General features: G+C 69.9%; 20 protein-coding genes. 10 read left to right on the forward strand and 10 right to left on the reverse strand.

The window, feature by feature from the left end:
• Nucleotides 1–125 precede the first annotated feature (125 nt).
• From FHR56_RS20745 to FHR56_RS17985, 5 genes are all read right to left on the reverse strand, one after another.
• Nucleotides 126–2,333, reverse strand: coding sequence for a methyl-accepting chemotaxis protein (locus FHR56_RS20745; protein WP_160947457.1), 2,208 nt, complete (start codon nucleotides 2,331–2,333; stop codon nucleotides 126–128).
• Between the two features lie 345 nt (nucleotides 2,334–2,678).
• Entirely contained in the window at nucleotides 2,679–4,271 is a 1,593-nt protein-coding gene (locus tag FHR56_RS17970) for a choice-of-anchor Q domain-containing protein (RefSeq protein ID WP_160947458.1), read from the reverse strand.
• 287 nt (nucleotides 4,272–4,558) lie between these two features.
• Complete coding sequence (locus tag FHR56_RS17975) at nucleotides 4,559–6,109, reverse strand: cryptochrome/photolyase family protein (RefSeq protein ID WP_160947459.1); 1,551 nt, start codon at nucleotides 6,107–6,109, stop codon at nucleotides 4,559–4,561.
• Nucleotides 6,110–6,158: 49 nt separating this feature from the next.
• Complete coding sequence (locus FHR56_RS17980) at nucleotides 6,159–6,323, reverse strand: DUF2256 domain-containing protein (protein ID WP_160947460.1); 165 nt, start codon at nucleotides 6,321–6,323, stop codon at nucleotides 6,159–6,161.
• Nucleotides 6,324–6,349: 26 nt separating this feature from the next.
• Nucleotides 6,350–6,712, reverse strand: coding sequence for a hypothetical protein (locus tag FHR56_RS17985; protein WP_160947461.1), 363 nt, complete (start codon nucleotides 6,710–6,712; stop codon nucleotides 6,350–6,352).
• Nucleotides 6,713–6,768: 56 nt separating this feature from the next.
• On the opposite strand from FHR56_RS17985, the gene FHR56_RS20720 reads away from it, so the two are divergent.
• From FHR56_RS20720 to FHR56_RS18000, 4 genes are all read left to right on the forward strand, one after another.
• On the forward strand, nucleotides 6,769–6,891 hold the full coding sequence (locus tag FHR56_RS20720) for a hypothetical protein (protein WP_255421445.1): 123 nt from the start codon (nucleotides 6,769–6,771) through the stop codon (nucleotides 6,889–6,891).
• 55 nt (nucleotides 6,892–6,946) lie between these two features.
• A complete protein-coding gene (ttcA, locus tag FHR56_RS17990) occupies nucleotides 6,947–7,822 on the forward strand; it encodes a tRNA 2-thiocytidine(32) synthetase TtcA (protein ID WP_184502710.1) in 876 nt (291 codons plus the stop codon).
• Between the two features lie 112 nt (nucleotides 7,823–7,934).
• Nucleotides 7,935–8,840, forward strand: coding sequence for a recombination-associated protein RdgC (locus FHR56_RS17995; RefSeq protein ID WP_160947463.1), 906 nt, complete (start codon nucleotides 7,935–7,937; stop codon nucleotides 8,838–8,840).
• Nucleotides 8,841–8,907: 67 nt separating this feature from the next.
• Nucleotides 8,908–9,699 (forward strand): SprT family zinc-dependent metalloprotease, encoded by a 792-nt coding sequence (locus FHR56_RS18000; protein ID WP_160947464.1) that lies wholly within the window; start codon nucleotides 8,908–8,910, stop codon nucleotides 9,697–9,699.
• Between the two features lie 731 nt (nucleotides 9,700–10,430).
• On the opposite strand, the gene FHR56_RS18005 is transcribed toward FHR56_RS18000, so the two are convergent.
• From FHR56_RS18005 to hemH, 3 genes are all read right to left on the reverse strand, one after another.
• Nucleotides 10,431–12,626, reverse strand: a complete 2,196-nt coding sequence (locus FHR56_RS18005; RefSeq protein ID WP_160947465.1) for a methyl-accepting chemotaxis protein — start codon at nucleotides 12,624–12,626, stop codon at nucleotides 10,431–10,433.
• A 253-nt stretch (nucleotides 12,627–12,879) separates the two neighbouring features.
• On the reverse strand, nucleotides 12,880–13,722 hold the full coding sequence (locus tag FHR56_RS18010) for an alpha/beta hydrolase (protein WP_160947466.1): 843 nt from the start codon (nucleotides 13,720–13,722) through the stop codon (nucleotides 12,880–12,882).
• Nucleotides 13,719–14,678, reverse strand: coding sequence for a ferrochelatase (gene hemH / locus FHR56_RS18015; RefSeq protein WP_160947467.1), 960 nt, complete (start codon nucleotides 14,676–14,678; stop codon nucleotides 13,719–13,721). Before hemH ends, FHR56_RS18010 begins: the two co-directional genes overlap by 4 nt.
• A 166-nt stretch (nucleotides 14,679–14,844) precedes the next feature.
• Here hemH and FHR56_RS18020 point away from each other — a divergent pair, with 166 nt between their 5' ends.
• The 6 genes from FHR56_RS18020 (at nucleotide 14,845) to FHR56_RS18045 (ending at nucleotide 19,398) form a co-directional block, all read left to right on the forward strand.
• Nucleotides 14,845–15,741 (forward strand): YSC84-related protein, encoded by an 897-nt coding sequence (locus tag FHR56_RS18020; RefSeq protein ID WP_160947468.1) that lies wholly within the window; start codon nucleotides 14,845–14,847, stop codon nucleotides 15,739–15,741.
• Between the two features lie 125 nt (nucleotides 15,742–15,866).
• Nucleotides 15,867–16,097 (forward strand): Sec-independent protein translocase subunit TatA, encoded by a 231-nt coding sequence (gene tatA, locus FHR56_RS18025; RefSeq protein WP_019798768.1) that lies wholly within the window; start codon nucleotides 15,867–15,869, stop codon nucleotides 16,095–16,097.
• Nucleotides 16,098–16,112: 15 nt separating this feature from the next.
• A complete protein-coding gene (gene tatB, locus FHR56_RS18030) occupies nucleotides 16,113–16,649 on the forward strand; it encodes a Sec-independent protein translocase protein TatB (RefSeq protein ID WP_160947469.1) in 537 nt (178 codons plus the stop codon).
• Nucleotides 16,646–17,380 (forward strand): twin-arginine translocase subunit TatC, encoded by a 735-nt coding sequence (tatC, locus tag FHR56_RS18035; protein ID WP_160947470.1) that lies wholly within the window; start codon nucleotides 16,646–16,648, stop codon nucleotides 17,378–17,380. Before tatB ends, tatC begins: the two co-directional genes overlap by 4 nt.
• A gap of 609 nt (nucleotides 17,381–17,989) precedes the next feature.
• Nucleotides 17,990–19,000, forward strand: coding sequence for a trypsin-like peptidase domain-containing protein (locus tag FHR56_RS18040; RefSeq protein WP_019795930.1), 1,011 nt, complete (start codon nucleotides 17,990–17,992; stop codon nucleotides 18,998–19,000).
• Nucleotides 19,001–19,098: 98 nt separating this feature from the next.
• On the forward strand, nucleotides 19,099–19,398 hold the full coding sequence (locus tag FHR56_RS18045; RefSeq protein ID WP_160947471.1) for a hypothetical protein: 300 nt from the start codon (nucleotides 19,099–19,101) through the stop codon (nucleotides 19,396–19,398).
• Between the two features lie 11 nt (nucleotides 19,399–19,409).
• Here the strand turns inward: FHR56_RS18045 and FHR56_RS18050 are convergent, their stop codons facing one another.
• Nucleotides 19,410–20,303: a BPSS1780 family membrane protein gene (locus FHR56_RS18050; RefSeq protein ID WP_160947472.1), complete on the reverse strand. Its 894-nt coding sequence runs from the start codon at nucleotides 20,301–20,303 to the stop codon at nucleotides 19,410–19,412.
• Nucleotides 20,304–20,350: 47 nt separating this feature from the next.
• Nucleotides 20,351–21,121 carry a glutamine amidotransferase gene (locus FHR56_RS18055; protein ID WP_160947473.1) on the reverse strand — a complete coding sequence of 257 codons (771 nt, stop codon included), beginning with the start codon at nucleotides 21,119–21,121 and terminating at the stop codon, nucleotides 20,351–20,353.
• Between the last annotated feature and the right edge of the window lie 109 nt (nucleotides 21,122–21,230).

A 21,230-nucleotide genomic window follows, 5' to 3' on the forward strand; every position in this document is an offset into this window, starting at 1 on the left:
GGACACCGGCGATTGCCATGAAACACCATCCGCGACTGTCGGCCGCGCTGCGCGAACGCACACCACGCCACCCCGGGGGGCGTGGCGTGCGCGCTGCGGTTCCGCAGCGCGCCGTCTCGGCGACCCTAGCCGGCGTATTCGACCAGCAGCGGCGCCGCCACCCGCTGCAGACCACGCCTGGCGCTCGAGGGAGCGGCCGCGCCCAAGGGCTTGGCCTGGCTCCGCGCCGGCATGTCGCCGGTGCTGCCCGCCACGCGGAACAGCGTCACCGCCTCGCCGAGCTGGATGGCCTGCTCTTCCATCGCCTGGGCCGCCGCCGCGGCTTCTTCCACCAGGGCGGCGTTCTGCTGGGTGGCCTGGTCCATGTGGGTGATGGTCTGGGTGACCTGTTCGATGCCGCTCGACTGCTCCTGCGAAGCGGCCGAGATCTCGGTCATGAAGTCGGTCACGCGCTGCACGCTGGCGACGATCTCGTGCATGGTGCTGCCGGCGCTGTTGACCAGCAGCGAGCCTGCGTCCACCTTGCTCACCGAGTCGTCGATCAGCTGCTTGATCTCCTTGGCGGCCTCGGCCGAGCGCTGCGCCAGCACCCGCACTTCGCTGGCGACCACGGCAAACCCGCGGCCCTGCTCGCCGGCGCGCGCGGCTTCCACCGCGGCGTTGAGCGCGAGGATGTTGGTCTGGAAGGCGATGCCGTCGATTACGCCGATGATGTCGGCGATCCGCCTGGATGAGGTCTGGATGCCGTTCATCGTGTCGATGACCTCGGCCACCACCGCGCCGCCTTGCGACGCCACCGCGGTCGCGCCGATGGCCAACTGATTGGCCTGGCTGGCGCGTTCGGCATTCTGGCGCACGGTGGAGGTCAGCTCCTCCATCGAGGCGGCGGTTTCCTCCAGGCTGGCGGCCTGCTGCTCGGTACGACGCGACAGATCGGCGTTGCCGGCGGCGATCTCGCCGGCGGCGCCGGTGATCTGCCCGGCCGCATGCTGGATGCGGCCAACGATCCCGGTCAGCTGGGCCACGGTGGCATCGGCATCCTCGCGCATCTGCGCGAACACGCCCTGGAACTGCCCCTCCATGCGCGTGGTCAGGTCGCCGCTGGCGATGTCCTGCAGCAGTTTGGACAGCGCCTGCAGATTGTCGTCGGTGGTCGCCATCAACTGGTTCAACCCCTCGACCATCTCGCGGAAGTCGTACTGGAAGCGCGCCGTGTCGCCGCGCACGGCGAAGTCGCCGGCGGCCGCGGCGTCGACCAGCCGCCCGATCTCGGCGTTCATCGCCGACAGATTGCGCTTGACCTGGTCCATGGTCTCGGTGAGCGCGGCCTGCTCGCCGGGCAGGCGATCCATGTCCTGCGACAGGTCGCCGATCGCGTAGCGTCCCATGATCTCGAGCAGGCGCTGCTGGAGGCTCACGTGCATGTCGAGCAACGCATTGCTCTCGCGCACCATGCGCCCGTACTCGCCGGGAAACGCGTGCTCGTCCATGCGCCGGCTGACGTCGCCGTGCTCGTGGTGCCTGGCCACCTGCGACTGCGCCGCCATCACCGCCTGCAGCTGCGCCTGCATGCGGTCCATGCTGGTCAGCAGGCGGCCGGTCTCGTCCTTGGGCTGCGGCGGGATCCGATGGTCCAGCCGGCCCTGGGCGATGGATTCGGCGATTTCGGTCGCGCGCCCGAGCGGCCCGGCCAGGCTGCGGGTGATCAGCACGCTCAAGATCGCGCCGAGCACCGCCGCCAGCAGGCCGAACCCGATCAAGGCACGATTGCTGAACAGCAGGGCCGCCTGGATCTCGTCGGAACTGAGCGCGTTCTGCCGGATCTGCAGATCGACCGCGTTCTGGATCACCTGCACGCGCCGCGCCAGCAGCGGCGCGGCATCGCCGTACAGCAGTTGCCTGGCCGCCTCGATCTCGCCGGAACTGGCCAGCGCCAGCACCCGGCTGTTGACCGACCGTGCGGCCGCCTGCGCGTCATGGATCTCCTTGCGCATGGCCAGACCCGCCGGCGTGCCCGGCAGGGCGTCCAGCGCCTTGCGACGGCGATCGTTGTCGACGCGGATCTCCTGGATCTTGGCGGCGAGCGCCGGGCGCTTGTCGGCCGGCGACAGCATCATGTCGCGCAGGTAGCGCTCCGCGCTCATATTGTTGCGCAGCATGGTGTACAGCAGTTCGGTCTTCAGATTGTTCTCGTGGACGATCTTGTCGACCGCCTGACGCACATTGTGGAACTGGTAGAGCGCCAAGGTAGAGGAAGCGCCAAGCAGCACGATCAGCAGGCCGAACGACAGCGCAAGGCGCTGACTCACCTTGAAGGAGTGGAAGAAATGCATCCGGGGGGACTCGCGAGGGGGGGTACCTCTATCGGTATCTGCATCGCGAACTTGACCCCCAGCGCACGACCCAGGTCGCAAATCCGGACATTCGCAGGCGCAGACGTCGCCGGCGCCGCGCCATCGCGCAACACCGTCGATGCCCAGGAAAGCAGATACGCCACCGTATCGTCCGCAGCGCGTGCGCAGGCTCGAACGGCGTTGTTTGGCGTGCACCGCAACGCGCGTCATGCCTGCAATGGCGAGGTCCGCGCGGCTCTCCTCATCCCGGCGACGGAGGCGCGGTCGCAGCGGCCAAGCCGGCGCGACCGCGCGGTGCCGTGCACGTCATGACAGTGGATCGGCCTACTTGACCTCCACCGCGCCGAGATCGCACACGGCGGTATCGCGGGGATTGCCGCGCTGGTCGATGGCGGCGCAGCCGCTGCCTGCATTCAACGCCGGGCTGTTGACCGCAGGCAGCTGGGTGAGCGTCGGTCCGCCGTTGTTGGCGGGGGCCGACAGCAGCGGATCGGCCGCTTTCACATTGCCCGCGGCCAGGCAGGCGTTCGGCCACACCGCACCCTTGGCCGAGTATTCGATGAGGTTGTTGCCGGTGTTGCTCTGGTTGTTGCAGAACACCCGCTCGGTCTTGGAATACAGGATGCTGTTGCGCAGGTCGAACCTGTCGCCGAACAGCGTCACCCACGGCGTGTTCTCGGCGAAGGTGACGTTGTTGAAGCGCACGCTGGGGCTGCCCTGGTCGCCATTGGCCGGCTGCCAGCCGACATGCTGGATGGCCGCGCCCACGCCCTTGGCGGAGTTGCCGTAGAAGGTGCTGTTGCTGACGTCGCAGGCGCCGTAGCAATCCAGGTACAGCGCGCCGGCGTTGCCCTGTTCGGCCTTGTTGGACAGGAAGCTGGTCTCGGCGACGCGGATGGTGCCCGGCGTGGTGATGGCGGTGCCGGCATGCGAGGTGTCGGTGAAGCCCATGCTGATGCGGGCGCCGCCGCCCGGGCCACCGGTGGCGACGTTGTTGGCGAAGGTCGAATACTTCACGTCGATGGTATCCGGCGCGTACGCCCACAGCGTGGCGCCGCCGGAACCGTTGGCGGCGACATTGTTGCGGACCACGGTACCGCACACCGCCAGCGTGCCGCCGCTGCCGACGCCGCCCTTGAGATAGCCGGCCAGCGACGCGCCGTCGGTGTCGATCGCGCCGCCGCCGCCGAAATTGCCGGCATCGGGGAATCCTTGCGGCGCATTGATCGCCTGGTTGTTGGCGAACTCCGAGCCGACGATGGTCAGCCCGCTGAGCTGGGTGTACAGCGCGCCGCCGAGCCAGGAGCTGTTCTTGTAGAAGCCGCTGCGGACGATGGTCACCTCGGCGTCGCTGCCGGCGAAGATGGCGCCGCCGCCGATGCTGCTGCGGTTGGCCAGGAACTGGCTGTTGAGGACTTCCAGTTTGCCGCGGTAGCCGACCTTGATCGCGCCGCCGCCCCAGGTGCCCGGGTCGTAGGCCTGGTTGGACGCCGGCTGCACCGAACTGCCGTTCTGCAGTTTCAGGTTGCGCACCGACAGCGCGCTGCCGGCGTTGACCAGCAGGATTCTGACGGACTGGCGACCATCCAGGGTGATCCTGCCCTGGCCATCGATCACAGTGGGCGTCGTCGCCGCGATCACGATCGAACGGTCGACCGCGATGCTGGTCGGCTGGGCGCCACAGTTGAAGGTGATGTAGCCGCCTTGCGCAGCGGCGGCGGCCAGCGCACTGGCGGTGCAACTGGCCTGCGTGCCGTTGCCGACCACAGTGGCCGCGGCCGGAAGAGCCCAAGCCTGCGGCACGCTGCATTGTGGGGCCGCAGGCACGGCGGCGATCGCCGTGGCGGTGGTCATGAGGGCGAGCACACCCAGCGCGCGGGCGCTGGTGGTGAGGGAAAGCGTCGTGGTCATGATCATGCTCGATAGGGTTGCGGGGGAAACAACACGACGCACGACAGTCATCCGGCTGTCACCGCGTCACTGACACTTCGAGTGCAACCGGCGGGCCTGCGCCGACCGGCGGCATAGGGTGCTTGAGCGCGTGGCGATCGACCGGAACGCACGTAACAGATTGCGCGATGGCAGATGCATCGCATGCGACAGCGCGCGAATGCGCGGCGCGCTGCACGATTTGGTTGGGGCGCAGGACACGTTCCGGCAATGCAGGCATGTGCAGCGCTCGCGTTCGACACGCGTGGCCTGCGCTACAGCGTGTCCAGGCGTTCGCGCAGATGCTGCGCGTGCGCGCGCAAGGCCTGCAGTTGTGTGGCCGGCAACTTGCCCAGCTGGCGGTAGACCATGTCCAGGCGGCGATTGCGGCCCAAGGTGTCCTGGTGCCGTGCGAAGAAGTCCCAGTACAGCGCGTTGTACGGACACGCCCGCGAACCGGCCTTCTGCTTGCGGTCGTAGCGGCAGCCCTGGCAGTAGTCGCTCATGCGGTCGATGTAGGCGGCGCTGCTGACGTAGGGCTTGGTCGCGAGCAGGCCGCCGTCGGCGAACTGGCTCATGCCCACGGTATTGGGCAGTTCGACCCATTCGAAGGCGTCGATGTAGACGCCCAGATACCAGCGATGTACCGCGGCCGGATCCAGGCCGGCCAGCAGGGCGAAGTTGCCGATGACCATCAGCCGCTGGATGTGGTGGGCGTACGCATCCTGCAGGGACTGGCCGATGGCGTGGTGCAGGCAGCGCATGTGCGTGTCGCCGGTCCAGAACCAGGCCGGCAGCGGCGTGTCGTGGCCGAGCGCATTGCGCGCTTCATAGCCGGGCATGTGCGCCCAGTAGATGCCGCGCACGTACTCGCGCCAGCCCAGGATCTGCCGCACGAAGCCCTCCACCGCCGCCAGCGGCGCCGCCCCGGCGGCATAGGCGGCCAGCGCGCGCTGCACCAGTTCCTGCGGCCGCAGCATCTTGGTGTTCAGGGCGAAGGAGAGCTGCGAATGGAACAGGCGAGGACTGCGCGTGCTCATCGCATCTTCGTAACGGCCGAAATGTGGCAGGCCGTCGGCGATGAACCGGTCGAGGCACGCCAGCGCCTCGGCGCGGTTCAACGGCCAGCGCAGCGCGTCTGCCTGCGGCTGGCCGAAACTGTCCACGCCAGCGACCTGGATGCTGGCCCACAGCGCGCGGTGATCGTGGGTCGGGCGCGTATCCGCCGGCGGCGGTGGATCGCCATGCCAGGGCTGGCGATTGTCGTGGTCGTAGTTCCACTGCCCACCCTCGGGCGTGCCGTCCGCCGCCAGCAGGATGCGGTGGCGCTTGCGCATGTACCGGTAGAAGTGCTCCATCAACCATTGCCGGCGCCCGCGGAAAAACTCCGCCAGTTCGCCGCGGCGGGTGTAGAAGTGCGCACTGTCCACCGCTTCGGTGGCGAAGGCCTGCGCCGCGCCCCACTGCCGCAGTTGCTGGTCCAGGCGCCATTCGTCCGGATCCTGGTACTGCAGGCACTGCGCACCGTAGTGCGCCATCAGCGCAGCGAGATTGGCGGGGATGGACTGGCGGTTGCTCGCGTCGTCGATCGCCACGTAGCGCACGCGATGGCCGGTGCTGCGCAGATGCCGGGCAAAGTCGCGCATCGCGGCGAACACCGCCAGGATCTTCTGCGCATGGTGCAGGACGTAGTCCGTCTCCTGCCGCACTTCCATGAGCACATACACCACGCCGGGATCGCACACGTCGAACCAGGCGTGCTCGGGATCGAGCTGGTCGCCGAGCACCAGGCGCAGGGTGTGGGCAGTGGGCGGCACCGGGCTCATGCAGGGCGGCACGCCTGCGCGCATGCGGTGCGCCCGCGCACGGCCCGGCTCATGGCGCCCCCGGCGCGCGCACGCGCTTGCGCTCGCCACGGCAGCGGTCGGAGCAGTACTTCACCTCGTCCCACACCTTCTCCCACTTCTTGCGCCAGCGGAACGGCCGGCCGCAGTGCAGACAGGGCTTTTCCGGCAGATCCTGTTTCTTGCGCATGCGCATCCGCGGCTCGCCAGGTGCGCCGCCGCTTACGGCTGCGGCGGCCACTCGCGGAACACCACGCAGACCGTGGTGGGGTCCAGCATCGCGAACTCGCGCGCACCCCACGGCTTGAGCGCGACGGTACGGCAATTCGGATGCAGCCACTGCGGCGCACGTACGGACAACTCGGCATGGATCGTGTCGATGCTGTCGGTTTCGATGCCCAGTTCCGGCCGGTCCTTGGCCGCCCATTCGGCGTTCTCCACCAGATAGGCCTTGGCGCCGTCGCGCGCGATCACCGCCATCGTGGCGTCCTGGTACAGCACCTGGAAGCCCAGGCCATCGACGAAGAAGGCCAGCCCGTCCTGCATGCGCGCGTAGAAGATCTTGGGGATGAGGTTCTTGAACATGAGGCGACCCTGCGTGCGTGGCTGGGGCGAGTGTACTGGCCCGCCCGAGACGCGGCATGAGCGCGGAAGACGGCCTGTCCTTCTGCGCGCACACCAGCGCGGGACTGCGCTGCCTCGGCACCGTCATCGCCCGCCTGACCAGCATGTTCGGCACGATCGAGGTGGCGGAATTGGAGTGACCCGCAACGTCGCCCGCGCAGCGCCGTGCCAGCCGCGCCAACTACACTACCGCCGATGACCTCGCCCCTGCCCCTGCCGCCGCTGCAACCGCTCGCCGATCCCGCACCGCCTGCCGCTCGCAACGCCGCGGTGCTGGGCAGGCGCCTGTGCCGGCAGGTCGGCCAGGCCATCGCCGATTTCGGCATGATCGGCGCCGGCGACAAGGTGATGGTGTGCCTGTCCGGCGGCAAGGACAGCTACACCCTGCTGGACATCCTGCTGCAGCTGCAGCGCAAGGCGCCGGTGCCGTTCGAGCTGGTGGCGGTGAACCTGGACCAGAAGCAGCCGGGGTTTCCCGCCGACGTGCTGCCGACCTACCTGCGCCAGCGCGGCGTGCCCTGGCATGTGATCGAGCAGGACACCTATTCGGTGGTCACCCGGGTGGTGCCCGAGGGCAAGACCCTGTGTTCGCTGTGCTCGCGGCTGCGCCGTGGCGCGCTGTACCGCTACGCCGCCGAGCACGGCTTCACCAAGATCGCGCTGGGCCACCACCGCGACGACATCGTCGCCACGTTCTTCATGAACCTGTTCTTCCACGCCAAGCTGGCGGCGATGGCGCCGGTGCTGCGCAGCGACGATGGCCGCCACGTGGTGATCCGGCCACTGGCCTATGTGCGCGAGGACGACATCGCCGCCTACGCGCAGGCGCAGGCCTTCCCGCTGATCCCCTGCACGCTGTGCGGCAGCCAGGAGACGCTGCAGCGCCGCCAGGTCGGGCAGCTGCTGCAGCAGTGGGACCGCGAGCATCCGGGGCGGGTGGAGCAGATCGCCCGCGCGCTGGGCAACGTGCATCCGGCGCAACTGGCCGACCGCGCGCTGTTCGACTTCGCCGCGCTCGGCGGCGCGGCGATCGCCCCGGCTGGCGCCTGGGCGGACGACGCGCCGGGCTGAGCCTGCTCGCTGAACCGCCCGATGCGGTACCCGGGCGGACACGATGCGACAATGGCCGCCGCTCCCCGGCGCACGCCGCCGGACCGTTCCGTTTCCTTCCGCTGGATGCTCGATGTTCTTTCGCAATCTGACCCTGTTCCGCTTCCCCACCACGCTCGATTTTTCCGAGGTCGAAACGCTCCTGCCGGAGGTCCTGCTCAAGTCGGTCGGCCCGCTGGAAATGAGCTCGCGCGGCTTCATCTCCCCGTTCGGCCGCGACGAGCAGGAGGCGCTGTCGCACCGCATCGCCGACTTCCTGTGGCTGACCGTCGGCGGCGAGGACAAGATCCTGCCCGGCTCGGTGGTCAACGACCTGCTGGCGCGCAAGGTCGCCGAGATCGAGGAGAAGGAAGGCCGGCGCCCCGGCGGCCGCGCACGCAAGCGGCTCAAGGACGACCTGATCCATGAATTGTTGCCGCGCGCCTTCGTCAAGTCCTCGCGCACCGATGCCATGCTCGACCTGCAGCACGGCTACGTCGCGGTGGACACCTCCAGCCGCAAGACCGGCGAGAACGTGATGTCGGAGATCCGCGGCCTGCTCGGCAGCTTCCCGGCGCTGCCGCTGAACGCCGAGGTGGCGCCGCGCTCGATCCTCACCGGCTGGATCGCCGGCGAGCCGCTGCCCGAAGGCCTGAGCCTGGGCGAAGAGTGCGAGATGAAGGACCCGATCGAAGGCGGCGCGGTGGTCAAGTGCCAGCACCAGGAACTGCGCTGCGACGAGATCGACAAGCACCTGGAAGCCGGCAAGCAGGTGACCAAGCTGGCGCTGGTGCTCGACGACCACGTGTCCTTCGTGCTCGGCGACGACCTGGTGATCCGCAAGCTGAAGTTCCTCGACGGCGCGCTGGACCAGCTCGAGCATGCCGACCAGGACGGCGTGCGCGCGGAACTGGACGCGCGCTTCGCGCTGATGAGCGCCGAGGTGCGGCGCCTGTTCCTGCTGCTGGAAGACGCGCTGAAGCTGAGCAAGGCCGACTGATGCCGCCGCGGAGGCGGCCGCACGCGGCTGTCACCGTGCGCGCCCGCGCCGGCGGTATGCTGTGCCCATGCCCGATCTGCTCCGTCGCCTGATCGCGCCGCCCCCGGCGGCCGTCGAACGCGACCTCGTCCGCTTCCGGTTGGACGAGCGCGAAGTCGAGGTGCTGCGCGTGCGCGACCCGCGCGCGCGGCGCATCAAGCTCAGCGTGGACGAACGCGGCGCACGGCTGACCCTGCCGCTGCGCGCCAGCCTGATCGCCGGCGAGCGCTTCCTGCTGGAGAACCGGCAATGGCTGGCGCAGCAGCTCTCGCGCTATGTCGCCGCCGAAACGCTGACGCCACTGCGGCCCGGCGAAGCCGGCGAACTGCCGCTGCGCGGGCAGTCGCTGCCGGTGGCCTGGCACGACGCCCGCTACGCGCGCATCGAGGTCGCCGACGGCGTGGCCCACCTGCACCTGCCGCCGCGCGGCGGCGATGCGGCGCTGCGCCGCGCGCTGCGCGATTTCTACGAGGCCCAGGCCCGCGCCGACGTCGGCCGCTGGCTGCCGCAGTATCTGCCGTCGCTGCCGCGTGCCCCGCGCGCGGTGCGCTACAAGGTCATGTCCTCGCAGTGGGGCTCGCTGGCGCCCGACGGCAGCATGGCCCTGGACCTGGCACTGGTACTGGGGCGGCCCTCGGCGTTCGAGTACGTGCTGGTGCACGAGCTCTGCCACCTGATCCAGGCCAATCACTCGCCGGCGTTCTGGCACGAGGTGGAAGCACGCTTCCCGGACTGGCGCGCCGAGCGCACCTGGTTCCACCAGCACGGCCGCCAGCTCAAGGCGCATCTGCGCTGGCTGCTGCGGCCGGAGCGGGACTGAAGCGCGCATCCGCGAACGGTGGGAAACGCGCCGTAGGAGCGGCTTCAGCCGCGACGGGCGTCACCGGGGAAGCCTATCGCGGCTGAAGCCACTCCTACAAAACAAGCTGCACACGACAGACCTGGCCGAGCACGTTCTTCGAAGCGTCCGGAAGACCTCGGGGCGGTGGTACACCCGGACTGCGGCTGAACGCCGAACATCGCGGTGCGCGCGGCGTCAGCGGCGAGGTGCGGTTGGGTAGCGCATCGGGCAAGCATGCTGCGCTGCGGCACGAGATGGCGCGAGCGGGGATGCGAACAAGGGGGATAAAGACGGTGGGTGGCCGCGCCGATGCGCTCGCATCGCGGTGTGTTGGCCCAGCGCTGCGGAAGCAGAACTCCATGCAGCGCCCGGTAGGCCCCCCTCTCCTCCCGCCTACCGCAAATCAGGCGCGTCCTCCGGCGCCAGCGAGGCGGTACGGTCCGTGCGGCGCTACGCCGGCATGTCAGGACGCCGGGATCGAGCCGCGAACACAGGACGTATCGCGTCTACGCCTGTTGACGGCAGGCATGGGCGCAACTTAAGCGAAAATTTTTCTACACACAAGCTTCACTTTGAGTGTGTAGGGCGCACCCCTACAACGCTGTCCGCAGGCCCCTGACGCCGCGGATGTGGCGTTGCCGATGGAAGACACGCTGGTCGCCGCGCACGCTGCGCACGCGATGCCCGATCCTGCCGCCAAGGCCTGCGCATCAGGCGCTGCGCGCGTAGTCGAAGCCGGCTGGCGCAGGCTGGATCGCCAGCACCGGCGATTCTTCCTCCGCAGGCAGGACCGACGGTGCCGCACCGGCCAGGCGGAACACCGCCACCGCCTCGCTCAGGCTGCCGGCCTGCCGCTCCAACGCGCGCGAGGCCGCAGTGGCCTGCTCCACCAGCGCCAGGTTCTGCTGGGTGCTGTGGTCCATCTGCGCCATCGCCTGGCCGACCTCGTCGATGCCGGCGGCCTGCTCCTGCGACGCGGCCGCGATCCCGGTCATGAGCGCATTGACCTCGCTCACCGATGCCAGCACGCGGCCCATGGTGCGGCCGGCATCGTGCACCTGTGCCGAGGCCACCGCGACCTGGTTCACCGACGCCTCGATCAGGCGCTTGATCTCCTTGGCCGCATCGGCCGAGCGCTGCGCCAGCGCGCGCACCTCGCTGGCGACCACGGCGAAGCCGCGGCCTTGTTCGCCGGCGCGTGCGGCCTCCACCGCGGCATTGAGCGCCAGGATGTTGGTCTGGAAGGCGATGCCGTCGATCACCCCGATGATCTCGCCGATCTTGCGCGAGGCCACTTCCACGCCCTGCATCGCACCGACCGCCGCGTCGATCGAAGCCCCTCCCTGGCCCGCCACGGTCGTCGCCGCGTCGGCCAGTTCGTTGGCGTGGTGCGCATGCGTGGCGTTCTGGCGGACGGTGGCGGTCAGGCGCGCTGCCGCCCGGGCGGTGCGCTCCAGCGTGCCGGCCTGTTCGGCGCTGCGCTGCGACAGGTCCTGGTGACCGCCGGCAATGGCGCCGGCCTCGGCGTCGATCGCCGCGGCGGCGTGCTGGATGCCGGCCACGATCGCGGCCAGTTGGTCGGCGCTGGCATTGGCGTCGTCGCGCATGTCGGCGAACACGCCGCGGAAGTCGCCGTGCATGCGCACGCCGAGATCGCCGCTGGCGATGGCGCGCAGCAACCCGGACAACTGGCCCAGGTTGCCGTCCACCGTCGCCATCAACTGGTTGAGGCTCTCGAGCATGATGCGGAAATCGTGCCGGTGCGCGCCCAGGTCGGCGCGTGCGCTGAAGTCGCCAGCCGCGGCGGCCTCGGCCAGGTGCCAGATATCGCGGCTGAGCGTCCCCAGGTTGGCCTTGATCGCATCCATCGCCTCGGAGATCGCGGCCTGCTCGCCGGGCAGGCGCGGCATGTCCTCGCTGAGATCGCCGATGGCGTAGCGCCGCATCAGCGCCACCGTCGACTGCGCGGTGCCGACGTGCAGGTCGACCAGCGCATTGGCGTCGCGCAGCAATTGTCCGTAGTCGCCGGGAAACGCCGCCGCCTCGCCGCGCCAGGCGATGGCGCCGTCCGCATGCTGTTGCGCCATCCGCCGCTGCTCGGCCAGCACCGCCCGCAGCTGCGTCTGCATGGTCTGCATGCTGCGCAGCAGATCGGCGGCTTCGTCGTGGCCCTGCGCCGGCACCACCGCATCGAGCTGGCCGGCGGCGATGGCCGCGGCCACCCGGGTGCCGTCGCGCAAGGGCCGCACCAGGCTCTGGGTGATGCACCAGCCCAGCCAGGCGCTGACCGCCAGCAACAGGCCGCCGCCGAGCAGCAGCATCCAGCGCGCGCGGGTCATGGTGGCCACCGCCTGCGCGTACGAACCGTCGCTGAGCGTGCGCAGGTGCGCGGCGTTGCGCTGGATCGCCTGCTGCCACTGCGCCAGCAGCGGCTGCAGGGTGTACAGGTGCAGGGTCTGCGCATCCAGGTTCTGGTTGTCGGCGGCCAGGGCCAGCACCTGCGACTGGAACGGCTGCACCTGCGCGTAGGCCTTGTCGATCGCCGCGCGCAGCTGTGCGGCGGTGCGGTCGGCCGGGTCCAGGCGCAGCGCGAACAGGGTGCGCCGTGCCTGCGCGTAGTCGCGCTGGGCTGCGCCGATGGCACGCACCACCGCCTGCTTCTCGTCCGGGTTGGTCAGGATGACGTCGTTGAGCAGGCCGATCTCCAGCCGCGCCTGCGCGGCGACCATGGCGTTGGACAGGCGGATCTTCTCCATCTTGTCCAGGGCGATGTCGTCGAGCTGATGCCGCGCCAGCGCCATCGACGCCAGGCTGGCCACGATCAGGGCGCCGCAGATCAACAGCAGGGCAGCGAAGGCGAAGGTCAGGCGTGGGCCGACCCGGTAGCGGCGAAGGAAGCGGATCATCGGAGGCGCGGCGCAGGGCGAAAGGTGCGCGTACGCTGTGCGCGGAAGTTTTCCGAAACGCGACGGCTCGGCGACAACATGCCGAACTGTGACGCCGGAAAGCGCACGACCGCGGCGGGCTGCACAGCGCCGGTGATCGGTCTGTCGCAGTGTGCGTGCGCGATGCTCTGCGGTACGATGGCGCACCGAGCGGGACTGCGGCGCGACGACCGCGTCGCGCGCCGCCGCGGCCGCCTCAGCCGCCGCGGCCGCCTCAGAGGAACTCGCGCAGCACCGCGGCCACCGCCGCCGGTTGTTCCATGTGCAGGTGGTGGGTGCCGGGCAAGGTGTGCACGCGGCCGTCGCGCAGGCACGCGGCGCGCTGCAGGCGCAGCGGCTCGGGCAGCATGTCCTGCGCCGGGTCGGCGAACACCACCGCGGTCGGGCATTCGATGCCGGCCAGCAGCGCCTGCATCTGCGGCTCGGTCGCGCGGATCGCCGTCGGCAGGGTCAGGCGGCGGTCGCTGCGCCACACGTAGCCCCCATCCACCGCGCGCACGCCGCGCTCCACCAGCAGCCGCGCTGCCGGTTCGCTGAGCTGGTTGGCCAGCATCCGCGCCCGTACCGGCGCGGCCAGGTCGGGGAACACGCGCAACGGCGTGGCGGTGGCGCGGCGGGTGCTGGCCACGCTATGGCGCAGCCGGGCCACTGCCCCCGCCTCGCTCTCGGCCAGGCCGCCCAGCATTTCGATCGCCACCAGCTTCTCGATGCGCTCCGGCGCCGCGGCGGCCAGCAGGCTGGCGATGGCCGCCCCCATCGAATGGCCGATCAGCACGAAGCGCTCCCAGCCCAGCGCGTCGGCCGCATCCAGCACCGGATGCAGGGCGCTGGCCAGCAGGTACTCGCAGCCCTCCGGCAACGCGCTGCTGTGGCCGTGGCCGGGCAGGTCCAGCATCACCAGGTCCAGCTGCGGCAGGTGCCGGCTGAGCGGCACGAAGCTGGCGGCGTTGTCGAGCCAGCCGTGCAAGGCCAGCGCCTTCGGCCCCGCCGGGTCGCCGCTGCGCAACCCGGCCAGCGCGCCCACCCGCGAGGGGCAGGCGAAGGGACGCACGCTCATGCGGCGCGGGCCGCCAGTTGCGCCAGTGCGCGCGCGTGCGCCGGGGCGTCGTTGAGGCAGGGGATGTAGCGCACTTGCATGCCGCGTTCGGCGCAGGTCTCGACGAAGCCCATCGCCACTTCTTCCAGGGTTTCCAGGCAATCGGTGGCGAAGCCGGGACAGATCACGTCCACCTGCTTGACCCCCTGCCCGGCCAGCTCCCACAGCCGCGGTTCGGCATACGGGCGCAGCCAGCGCTCGGCGCCGAAGCGCGACTGGTAGCCGAGCTCCCATTGCCCGGCCTCCAGGCCCAGCGCGGTGGCGATCGCCTGCGCGCTGGCTTCGCAGCGCTGCGGGTAGGGATCGCCGTTGTTGGCCACGCGCTGCGGCAGGCCGTGGAAGGAGAAGAACAGGCGCTCGCCACGGCCGTGCTGTGCCCAGTGCGCACGCACGCTGTCCGCCACCGCCTCGACCCAGGCCGGATCGGTCGGGTAGTCCTCGATCAGGTGCACCGGCAGCTGCGGATGGCGCGCCTGCCAGGCGCCCACCACGTCCTCGATCGAGGCGGTGGTGGTGGTCGAATACTGCGGGTACAGCGGCAGCACCACGATCCGGCGCACGCCCGCATCGCGCAGCGCATCCAGGGCCGGCGCCAGCGCCGGCGCGCCGTAGCGCATCGCCCAGGCCACGCGGTGCCCGGGCAGTTCGCGCTGCATGCCCTCGGCCAGGCGCCGGGTGTACACCGCCAGCGGCGAACCGTCCGCCAGCCACACCTGCGCATACTTCTCCGCCGACTTCGGCGAGCGCCGCGGCAGGATGACCCAGTGCAGCAGCGGCCACCAGAACAGCCGCGGGATCGCAACCACGCGCTTGTCGCCGAGGAACTCGGCCAGATAACGGGCGACCGCAGGCGCGGTCGGCGCCTCGGGCGTGCCTAGATTCACCACCAGGATGGCGGTCTCGGGTGCGTCGGACATGCGCGCATTGTGGCAGAGCGCGCGCGCCGCGGCGTGTCGATTCGCTCGATCGCGGCGATCGATGGCGCCTGCGCGCAGCCCGGCACCACTCATTGCCGATTCATTGCCCTGTGACTAAGTTCAAGCGCTTGCAGTATCTTGCTGCGGACCTACTTCGGAGCCCGCCATGCCCCTCCTGCCGCGCCTCGCCCTGTTGTTGAGCACCCTGTTGTTCGTCGGCCACGCCGTGGCCGGCCCGGAAGAGGACGAGCGCGCCCGCAACGCGCTGCGCGTGCTGACCGACATCCAGAAGATTCCCGAGCAGGCCATTCCCGACAAGCTGCTCGACGAGGGCCGCGCCATCGTGGTGATCCCGGATACGCTCAAGGCCGGCCTGGTGATCGGCGGCCGCCGCGGCCATGGCCTGATGTCGGTCAAGCGCCCCGACGGCACCTGGTCCAATCCGGTGTTCGTCAAGCTCACCGGCGGCAGCATCGGCTTCCAGGTCGGCGTGCAGTCCTCCGACGTGGTGCTGGTGTTCCGCAACGACCGCAGCCTGGACAACATCGTCAACGGCAAGTTCACCCTCGGCGCCGATGCCGGCGTCGCCGCCGGCCCGGTGGGGCGCAACGCCGCCGCCGCCACCGACGGCCAGCTCAAGGCCGAGATCTGGTCGTGGTCGCGCGCCCGCGGTCTGTTCGCCGGCGTCGCCCTGGACGGCGCGGCGCTGCAGATCGACGATGCCGCCGACCTCAATGCCTACGGCAGCAACACCACGCCGCGGATGATCTTCGAGGGCCGCACTACCAACCGGCCGTCCAACGACATCGTCGCCTTCCGCGACAAGCTCGAGGAAGCCACCTACGCCGCGCGGCAGAGCCGCGGCACCGACAGCAACGGCAGCCCGGGCCCCGCCCCGGCACCGGCCATGTCGGCGCCGCAGCCCACGCCCGAACCGACCGCCGCGCCCGACGCCGCCGCCAGCACCGTGCCACTGCAGGGCCAGACGCCACCGGCGCAGCAGGGCTTCCAGCCGGTGTCCGACGGCGAGATCCGCACCGAGAAGCTCGACGGCGATCGCTGAGCGTTGTTCCCAACGTCACCTGTCCGTCCCGGCCTGCAGGCGCGCCTGCATGGCCGCGAGAGGTAACGCGGCGCGGCGCGGTGCGTTATCCTGCGGGTTCCTTACGACTTTTCTGCGAGCGGATCATGGGCAGTCTTAGCATCTGGCACTGGCTGGTGGTGCTGGTGATCGTGCTGCTGGTGTTCGGCACCAAGCGGCTGACGAGCGGCGCCAAGGATCTGGGCAACGCGGTCAAGGAATTCAAGAAAGGCATGCGCGACGAGGACAAGCCGGCCGGCCAGCTCGGCGACGAGACGCGCAGCAGCAGCGAGCCGTCCCGCCAGACCCAGGCCGAGCGCGACCGCGACGCGCACTGACGGGACCCCGCCGGCGTGTTCGATATCGGATTCAGCGAACTGCTGGTGATCGCGGTGGTGGCCCTGGTGGTGCTCGGCCCCGAGCGCCTGCCCAAGGCGGCGCGCTTTGCCGGGTTGTGGGTGCGTCGCGCCCGCGCGCAGTGGGACTCGGTGAAGCAGGAACTGGAACGCGAACTGGAAGCCGAGGAACTCAAGCGCAGCCTGCACGACGTGCAGAGTTCGCTGCGCCAGGCCGAGACCCAGTTTCGCGACGGCAGCGAGGAACTGCACCGGCAGACCGAGGCACTGCGCCGCGAGATCGATCCGAACCCGCCGGTAGCGCCTGCGGACAACGCGCCGACCGTCGCGCCGCCCGCGGCGGCCACCTCGACCGACGCCTCGACGCCGTACGTCGCCGACACGGCCACACCCCCGCCGACGGCCTCGACGACGCCCGTAGCGTCCGTGCTGCCGGCCGCCGCGCGCGGCGCAGCCGCACCGCATCCGGCACCCGGCGCGGCGACCGCGCACACCGGCCAACCGCCCTCCCGTGATCCGGAGGCGCCGCGATGAACGTCGAAGCCGAGAGCAGCCTGATCGAACACCTGATCGAGCTGCGCGCGCGGCTGATGCGCGCGCTGATCGGCCTGGGCGTGGTGGTGGTGGCGCTGCTGCCCTTCTCCAAGCGCCTGTACTCCTGGCTGGCCGAGCCGATGCTGGCGCAGTTGCCGGTGGGCCAGAGCGTGATCGCCACGCACCCGGCCGGCGCGGTCATCGCCCCGCTCAAGCTGGCGTTCTTCCTGGCCCTGTTCGTGTCCGCGCCGTGGCTGCTGTACCAGGCCTGGGCCTTCGTCGCCCCCGGCCTGTACCAGCGCGAGAAGCGCCTGGCGCTGCCGCTGCTGGCTTCGGCGGTACTGCTGTTCTACCTCGGCTGCGGCTTCGCCTATTTCCTGGTGCTGCCGGCGGTGTTCCACTTCCTGACCACGTTCAAGCCGGACGTGATCCAGCTCACCCCCGATGCCGGCGCCTACCTGGATTTCGTCCTGGCGATCTTCTTCGCCTTCGGCGCCAGCTTCGAACTGCCGGTGGCACTGGTGATCCTCGCCCTGCTCGGCTGGGTGACCCCGCAGCAACTGCGCGAGGGCCGCGGCTACGCGGTGGTCGGTATTTTTGTGCTGGCCGCCGTGCTGACCCCGCCGGACGTGGTCTCGCAACTGATGCTGGCGATCCCGATGTGCCTGCTGTACGAACTGGGCATCGTGGCGTCGAGCTGGCTGGTGTCGAGCCAGGCGCGCACGCAGTAACCGCATGCTGCAGTCCGACCGCCGAATCTGGCACTGTGATCTGGGATGCAAACTACGGCACGACCCGTAGTGGGTGACGTATAAAGTCCCCACGGGCAACTGCGCCGTCATTGCGAAACAGCAACGGATGCCCCCTGAGGGCCGCGAATAAACCCAAGGAAGGTGCCGCGTGCGAATGACTGCCGGTGCACAGGACCAAGACCATTCCCTTGAGCGCATGCTGATCGCCCGTGCGCGGGTGCTGTCGCTTGCGCGACGACGTGATCTAGGAATCCAGCGGTGCGATGCGCTTCCACAGCGCGGCGCGGGCCGCGTTGCGGCGCGCCATTCCCCGCCATTTCGCCAACGCCGCGCCTGAGTAGAGAGATGTGTTGTCGGCTCGTGGCCGGCGCCGGATCGCGCGATCCGCGCACACGGCGTCGGAGCCGCATCCGATCACAGCAGCATCGGCACCGGGCCGCACCCGGCCCTGCCGACACGGCCATGGAAGACCGTCTTCATGGCGGTGGCACTCGCGCCGCCGCCCCCCTGTCCCTGACGGACAGGCAAGCCGGCAGAGCGCAGGACGTCGCTCACGACCGGCATCGCTCGCAATGAAGCAGTATCCCAATGACCAAGGAGTACGTCATGAAACGTCTGGCTGCACTGGGATTTACCTTGCTGGTATCGACAGCGGCGACCGCGGCGGTCGCAGGTACGCCATCGTTCCAGAAACAGGGCGGGAAAGCGAAGTTCATCAACGGCGACAATCTGGTGACCGGCGTGTACGCGGAGACGGCCACCCCGGCGGACACGCGCTTGCAGAGCCCGCAACAGAAGGCCGCCGGCCTGAGCGCGGTGATGGTCACCCGCAATGGCGACCAATACGTCTCGTCGGCAAGCGCGGAGGACGTGGCGCTCTTCGAGGAGGCGATCAAGGCGATGGAACTGCTCGGCCGCCTGCCGCACTCCGTGCCCGGCACGCCACCGACGCGCCCCACCGGCGATGGTGCCGGCCGCGCCGTCCCCAACGTGGTGATCGGGACCGACGAACGGGTCCAGGTGACCACCACCACCAACGCGCCGTACTGGCACATCGGGCGCATAGGCATCGGCTGCACCGGAACGCTGATCGGACCCAAGCACGTCCTGACCGCCGGCCACTGCGTGTCCGACGGCGCTGGCAATTGGTATTCCAGCCTCGACTTCACCGTGGCCCAGAACGGCAGCTACCAGCCGTGGGGAACGGCGACGTGGGCGCGTGCCATCACCACGACGGCGTGGCTCAACAACGGCGACAGCAACTACGACTATGCGCTGATCGTCCTGAGCACTGCTCCCCATGGCGGGAATGCGGGCTGGGGCACCTACTCCGGAGGCACCCATACCATCACCGGATACCCGGGCGACAAGCCGTTCGGAACGATGTGGAGTGCGTCCGGCGGTGTCTCGACCAGCGGCTCCTACAGGCTCTGCTACACCATCGACACCAGCGGCGGCAACAGCGGAAGCGGCATCTACGACAGCGGCTACGTGGTCCGCGGCGTCCACACGACCGGCTCTTCGAGCCAAAACTGCGGGACGCGGCTGACCAGTACCGTCTTCAACACGCTGCAGAACTGGATCGCCGACAACCCGTGACGAGCGCCCGCTCCCGATCCTGAGTGCCATCGCCGTGGTGCTGCGGAGGACTGCGCACCACGGCTTACGCCGAACCGACGATGCGAGAGGAGTTGCAGATGAGACGGATGCTTGCCGCGACGCTGGTCCTGGTGGCGGGCTGCAGCCTCGGCAGCGGGCCGGCCGCGAATCGCGAGCCGCTGGAGTCCGCGCTGATTGTCGGCAGCGCGCAATCCCCGGACCCTGTGCTGGCCCGGGTCATGGAACTGAAGGAGCGGGGCGTGGTGGAGGGCGTCGTGGTGTACGAATCGTTCCCGGTGCGGATCCGCCTACGCGCGCCCAGGCGGGTGATCGACGAACTGGAGGCGATGCCACGGGCGGCCCAGAGCGCTCCCGGCGACCGCAGCGGCCGTCGCTGAGCCTGCCGCGATCAGGCTTCGATGACGTTCGGTGGCGGCGCCACGGCCGCCGCATCGCCGGCGTGCACGAACATCTGCTTCCAGGCCGCGTACACGATCCCGGCCAGCACCGGCATCAGCAGCGCCATCAGCAGCAACTGCGCGACCAGCGCCGCCACCGCGGTGCCGACGAGGAACTGCAGCACCAGCATCACCACGGTCAGCGCGAAATAGAACGCGAACATGGCCAGGAAGGCGAGGACGAAGAACACCAGCATCGCCGGCAGGTTATGCAGGCAGGCGCGCAGGCCGTGACCGATGGCGGCGATGCCGTTGCGGCCGTCGAACATCACCTGCGGCGCGAACAGGAACAGGGTCAGCGCCACGGCCACGAACCCGACCGCCACCAGCATCAGCCACAGCAGGATGCGCAGCGCCGGCAGGGTCGCGACCAGTTGCTCCACCTGCAGCGGATCCGGCTGCGCGCCGGACTGGCCCAGCTCGTTGAGCTTGTTCATCACCGTGGTCAACTGCATCCACCCATCCGGGCCGATCACCACCACCGCCAGCAGGGCCAGCGCCAGCCCGACCACCACCTGCGGCAACAGCGCCACCAGCAGGTTCGGCGTGCGGCCGCCCTGCAGGCCCTGCAGCAGATGCGCCGGCTCGGCACTGCGGCCCTGGTCGACCTCGCGCACGGCCCACACCAGCCCGCCGAACAGCAGCGGCCCGGCCAAGCCCATCAGCAGTTGCGCCAGCATGCCCAGGGTCGGGTTGAGCACGCCCAGGAACAGGGCGATCAGCGCCGTCAGCCCCCAGATCAGTCCGAGCCGGCCCAGTGCCCATGGCGCCCGCCGCAGCAGGGACATGCCGGCCAACAGCCATTCCGCGCCGGCCGAGGCCGGCAGCTTGCGAATCTCGATCATTGCCAATCCGAAGTGGGGGACGCCGTACAGCGCGGCGACTGCACAGATTATCGCGGTTTTGCCTGGCCGCTGCTGTGCTGCCCGCGTGCGTGCTGAACAAAGCGCCGCAACAGTTTGCGCGCCAGCGGTGCGGCGCTGACCTCGCGGGCGATGGTACGGGCGCAGCGTCCGGCGCTGCGTAGACAGTCGGCACGCGCCTGCACGTAGCCGCGCATGTGGTGGGTGGCGAACTCCGGATGGAACTGCAGGCCCCAGGTCGCCTCGCCCCAGCGGAAGGCGTGGCACTGGTCCTGCGCCGAGCGCGCCAGCACGGTGGCGCCGGCCGGCGCGCGCAGCACCGTCTGCAGGTGCGTGGCATGCGCGGGGAAGCGCGCCGGCAGGCCGGCGAACAGCGGATCCTCGGCCGCGGGCGGATGCAATTCGATGTGCACCGTGCCCGATTCGCGCCCGGCCGGGTTGTAGGCCACCTCCCCGCCCAGCGCGTGCGCCAGCAGCTGGTGGCCGTAGCAGATGCCCAGCAGCGGCGTGCCGTCCTCGGCGGCCTCGCGCAGCCAGGCGGCCGAGCGCTCGCTCCAGTCGGCCCGATCGGTGACGAACGCCGCCGAGCCGGTGACGATCACCCCGGCGAAGTCGCCCCGCGCCGGCAGGGCCTCCCCGGCGGCGACATTGGCCACGACCGTGTCGCCCTCGGCCAGGCCGGCGGCGACCCGGATCCAGTGCGGGAAGCGCCCGTAGCGCCGCATCGTCGCCACCGGTTCACCGGTCTCGAGGATCAGGAAGGGCGCAGCACGGCGACGGACGGAAGAAGCCAACGGCATGGTGGGATTCTAGACGGCAGCGCGCGGCTTTTTCCAAGCCCGGAGGCCGCCGATGGCATAAGCATATAACTGCGAGCAAGCGGGCGGCGGCACGCCCCCAATCCGTGGC

The sequence above is a fragment of the Xanthomonas sp. F10 genome, assembly GCF_014206815.1.
Taxonomy (GTDB): Bacteria; Pseudomonadota; Gammaproteobacteria; order Xanthomonadales; family Xanthomonadaceae; genus Xanthomonas_A; species Xanthomonas_A indica.

What these genes read in the sequence shown, in the direction of transcription:
- FHR56_RS18050 (WP_160947472.1), bottom strand. Translation starts at nt 20,303, where the DNA reads ATGATCGAGATTCGCAAGCTGCCGGCCTCGGCCGGCGCGGAATGGCTG.
- tatA (WP_019798768.1), top strand. Translation starts at nt 15,867, where the DNA reads ATGGGCAGTCTTAGCATCTGGCACTGGCTGGTGGTGCTGGTGATCGTG.
- FHR56_RS17995 (WP_160947463.1), top strand. Translation starts at nt 7,935, where the DNA reads ATGTTCTTTCGCAATCTGACCCTGTTCCGCTTCCCCACCACGCTCGAT.
- FHR56_RS17985 (WP_160947461.1), bottom strand. Translation starts at nt 6,712, where the DNA reads ATGTTCAAGAACCTCATCCCCAAGATCTTCTACGCGCGCATGCAGGAC.
- FHR56_RS20745 (WP_160947457.1), bottom strand. Translation starts at nt 2,333, where the DNA reads ATGCATTTCTTCCACTCCTTCAAGGTGAGTCAGCGCCTTGCGCTGTCG.
- ttcA (WP_184502710.1), top strand. Translation starts at nt 6,947, where the DNA reads ATGACCTCGCCCCTGCCCCTGCCGCCGCTGCAACCGCTCGCCGATCCC.
- FHR56_RS18055 (WP_160947473.1), bottom strand. Translation starts at nt 21,121, where the DNA reads ATGCCGTTGGCTTCTTCCGTCCGTCGCCGTGCTGCGCCCTTCCTGATC.
- FHR56_RS18020 (WP_160947468.1), top strand. Translation starts at nt 14,845, where the DNA reads ATGCCCCTCCTGCCGCGCCTCGCCCTGTTGTTGAGCACCCTGTTGTTC.
- FHR56_RS18045 (WP_160947471.1), top strand. Translation starts at nt 19,099, where the DNA reads ATGAGACGGATGCTTGCCGCGACGCTGGTCCTGGTGGCGGGCTGCAGC.
- FHR56_RS17975 (WP_160947459.1), bottom strand. Translation starts at nt 6,109, where the DNA reads ATGAGCCCGGTGCCGCCCACTGCCCACACCCTGCGCCTGGTGCTCGGC.
- hemH (WP_160947467.1), bottom strand. Translation starts at nt 14,678, where the DNA reads ATGTCCGACGCACCCGAGACCGCCATCCTGGTGGTGAATCTAGGCACG.
- FHR56_RS17970 (WP_160947458.1), bottom strand. Translation starts at nt 4,271, where the DNA reads ATGATCATGACCACGACGCTTTCCCTCACCACCAGCGCCCGCGCGCTG.
- FHR56_RS18010 (WP_160947466.1), bottom strand. Translation starts at nt 13,722, where the DNA reads ATGAGCGTGCGTCCCTTCGCCTGCCCCTCGCGGGTGGGCGCGCTGGCC.
- FHR56_RS18000 (WP_160947464.1), top strand. Translation starts at nt 8,908, where the DNA reads ATGCCCGATCTGCTCCGTCGCCTGATCGCGCCGCCCCCGGCGGCCGTC.
- tatC (WP_160947470.1), top strand. Translation starts at nt 16,646, where the DNA reads ATGAACGTCGAAGCCGAGAGCAGCCTGATCGAACACCTGATCGAGCTG.
- FHR56_RS17980 (WP_160947460.1), bottom strand. Translation starts at nt 6,323, where the DNA reads ATGCGCATGCGCAAGAAACAGGATCTGCCGGAAAAGCCCTGTCTGCAC.
- FHR56_RS20720 (WP_255421445.1), top strand. Translation starts at nt 6,769, where the DNA reads ATGAGCGCGGAAGACGGCCTGTCCTTCTGCGCGCACACCAGCGCGGGA.
- FHR56_RS18005 (WP_160947465.1), bottom strand. Translation starts at nt 12,626, where the DNA reads ATGATCCGCTTCCTTCGCCGCTACCGGGTCGGCCCACGCCTGACCTTC.
- FHR56_RS18040 (WP_019795930.1), top strand. Translation starts at nt 17,990, where the DNA reads ATGACCAAGGAGTACGTCATGAAACGTCTGGCTGCACTGGGATTTACC.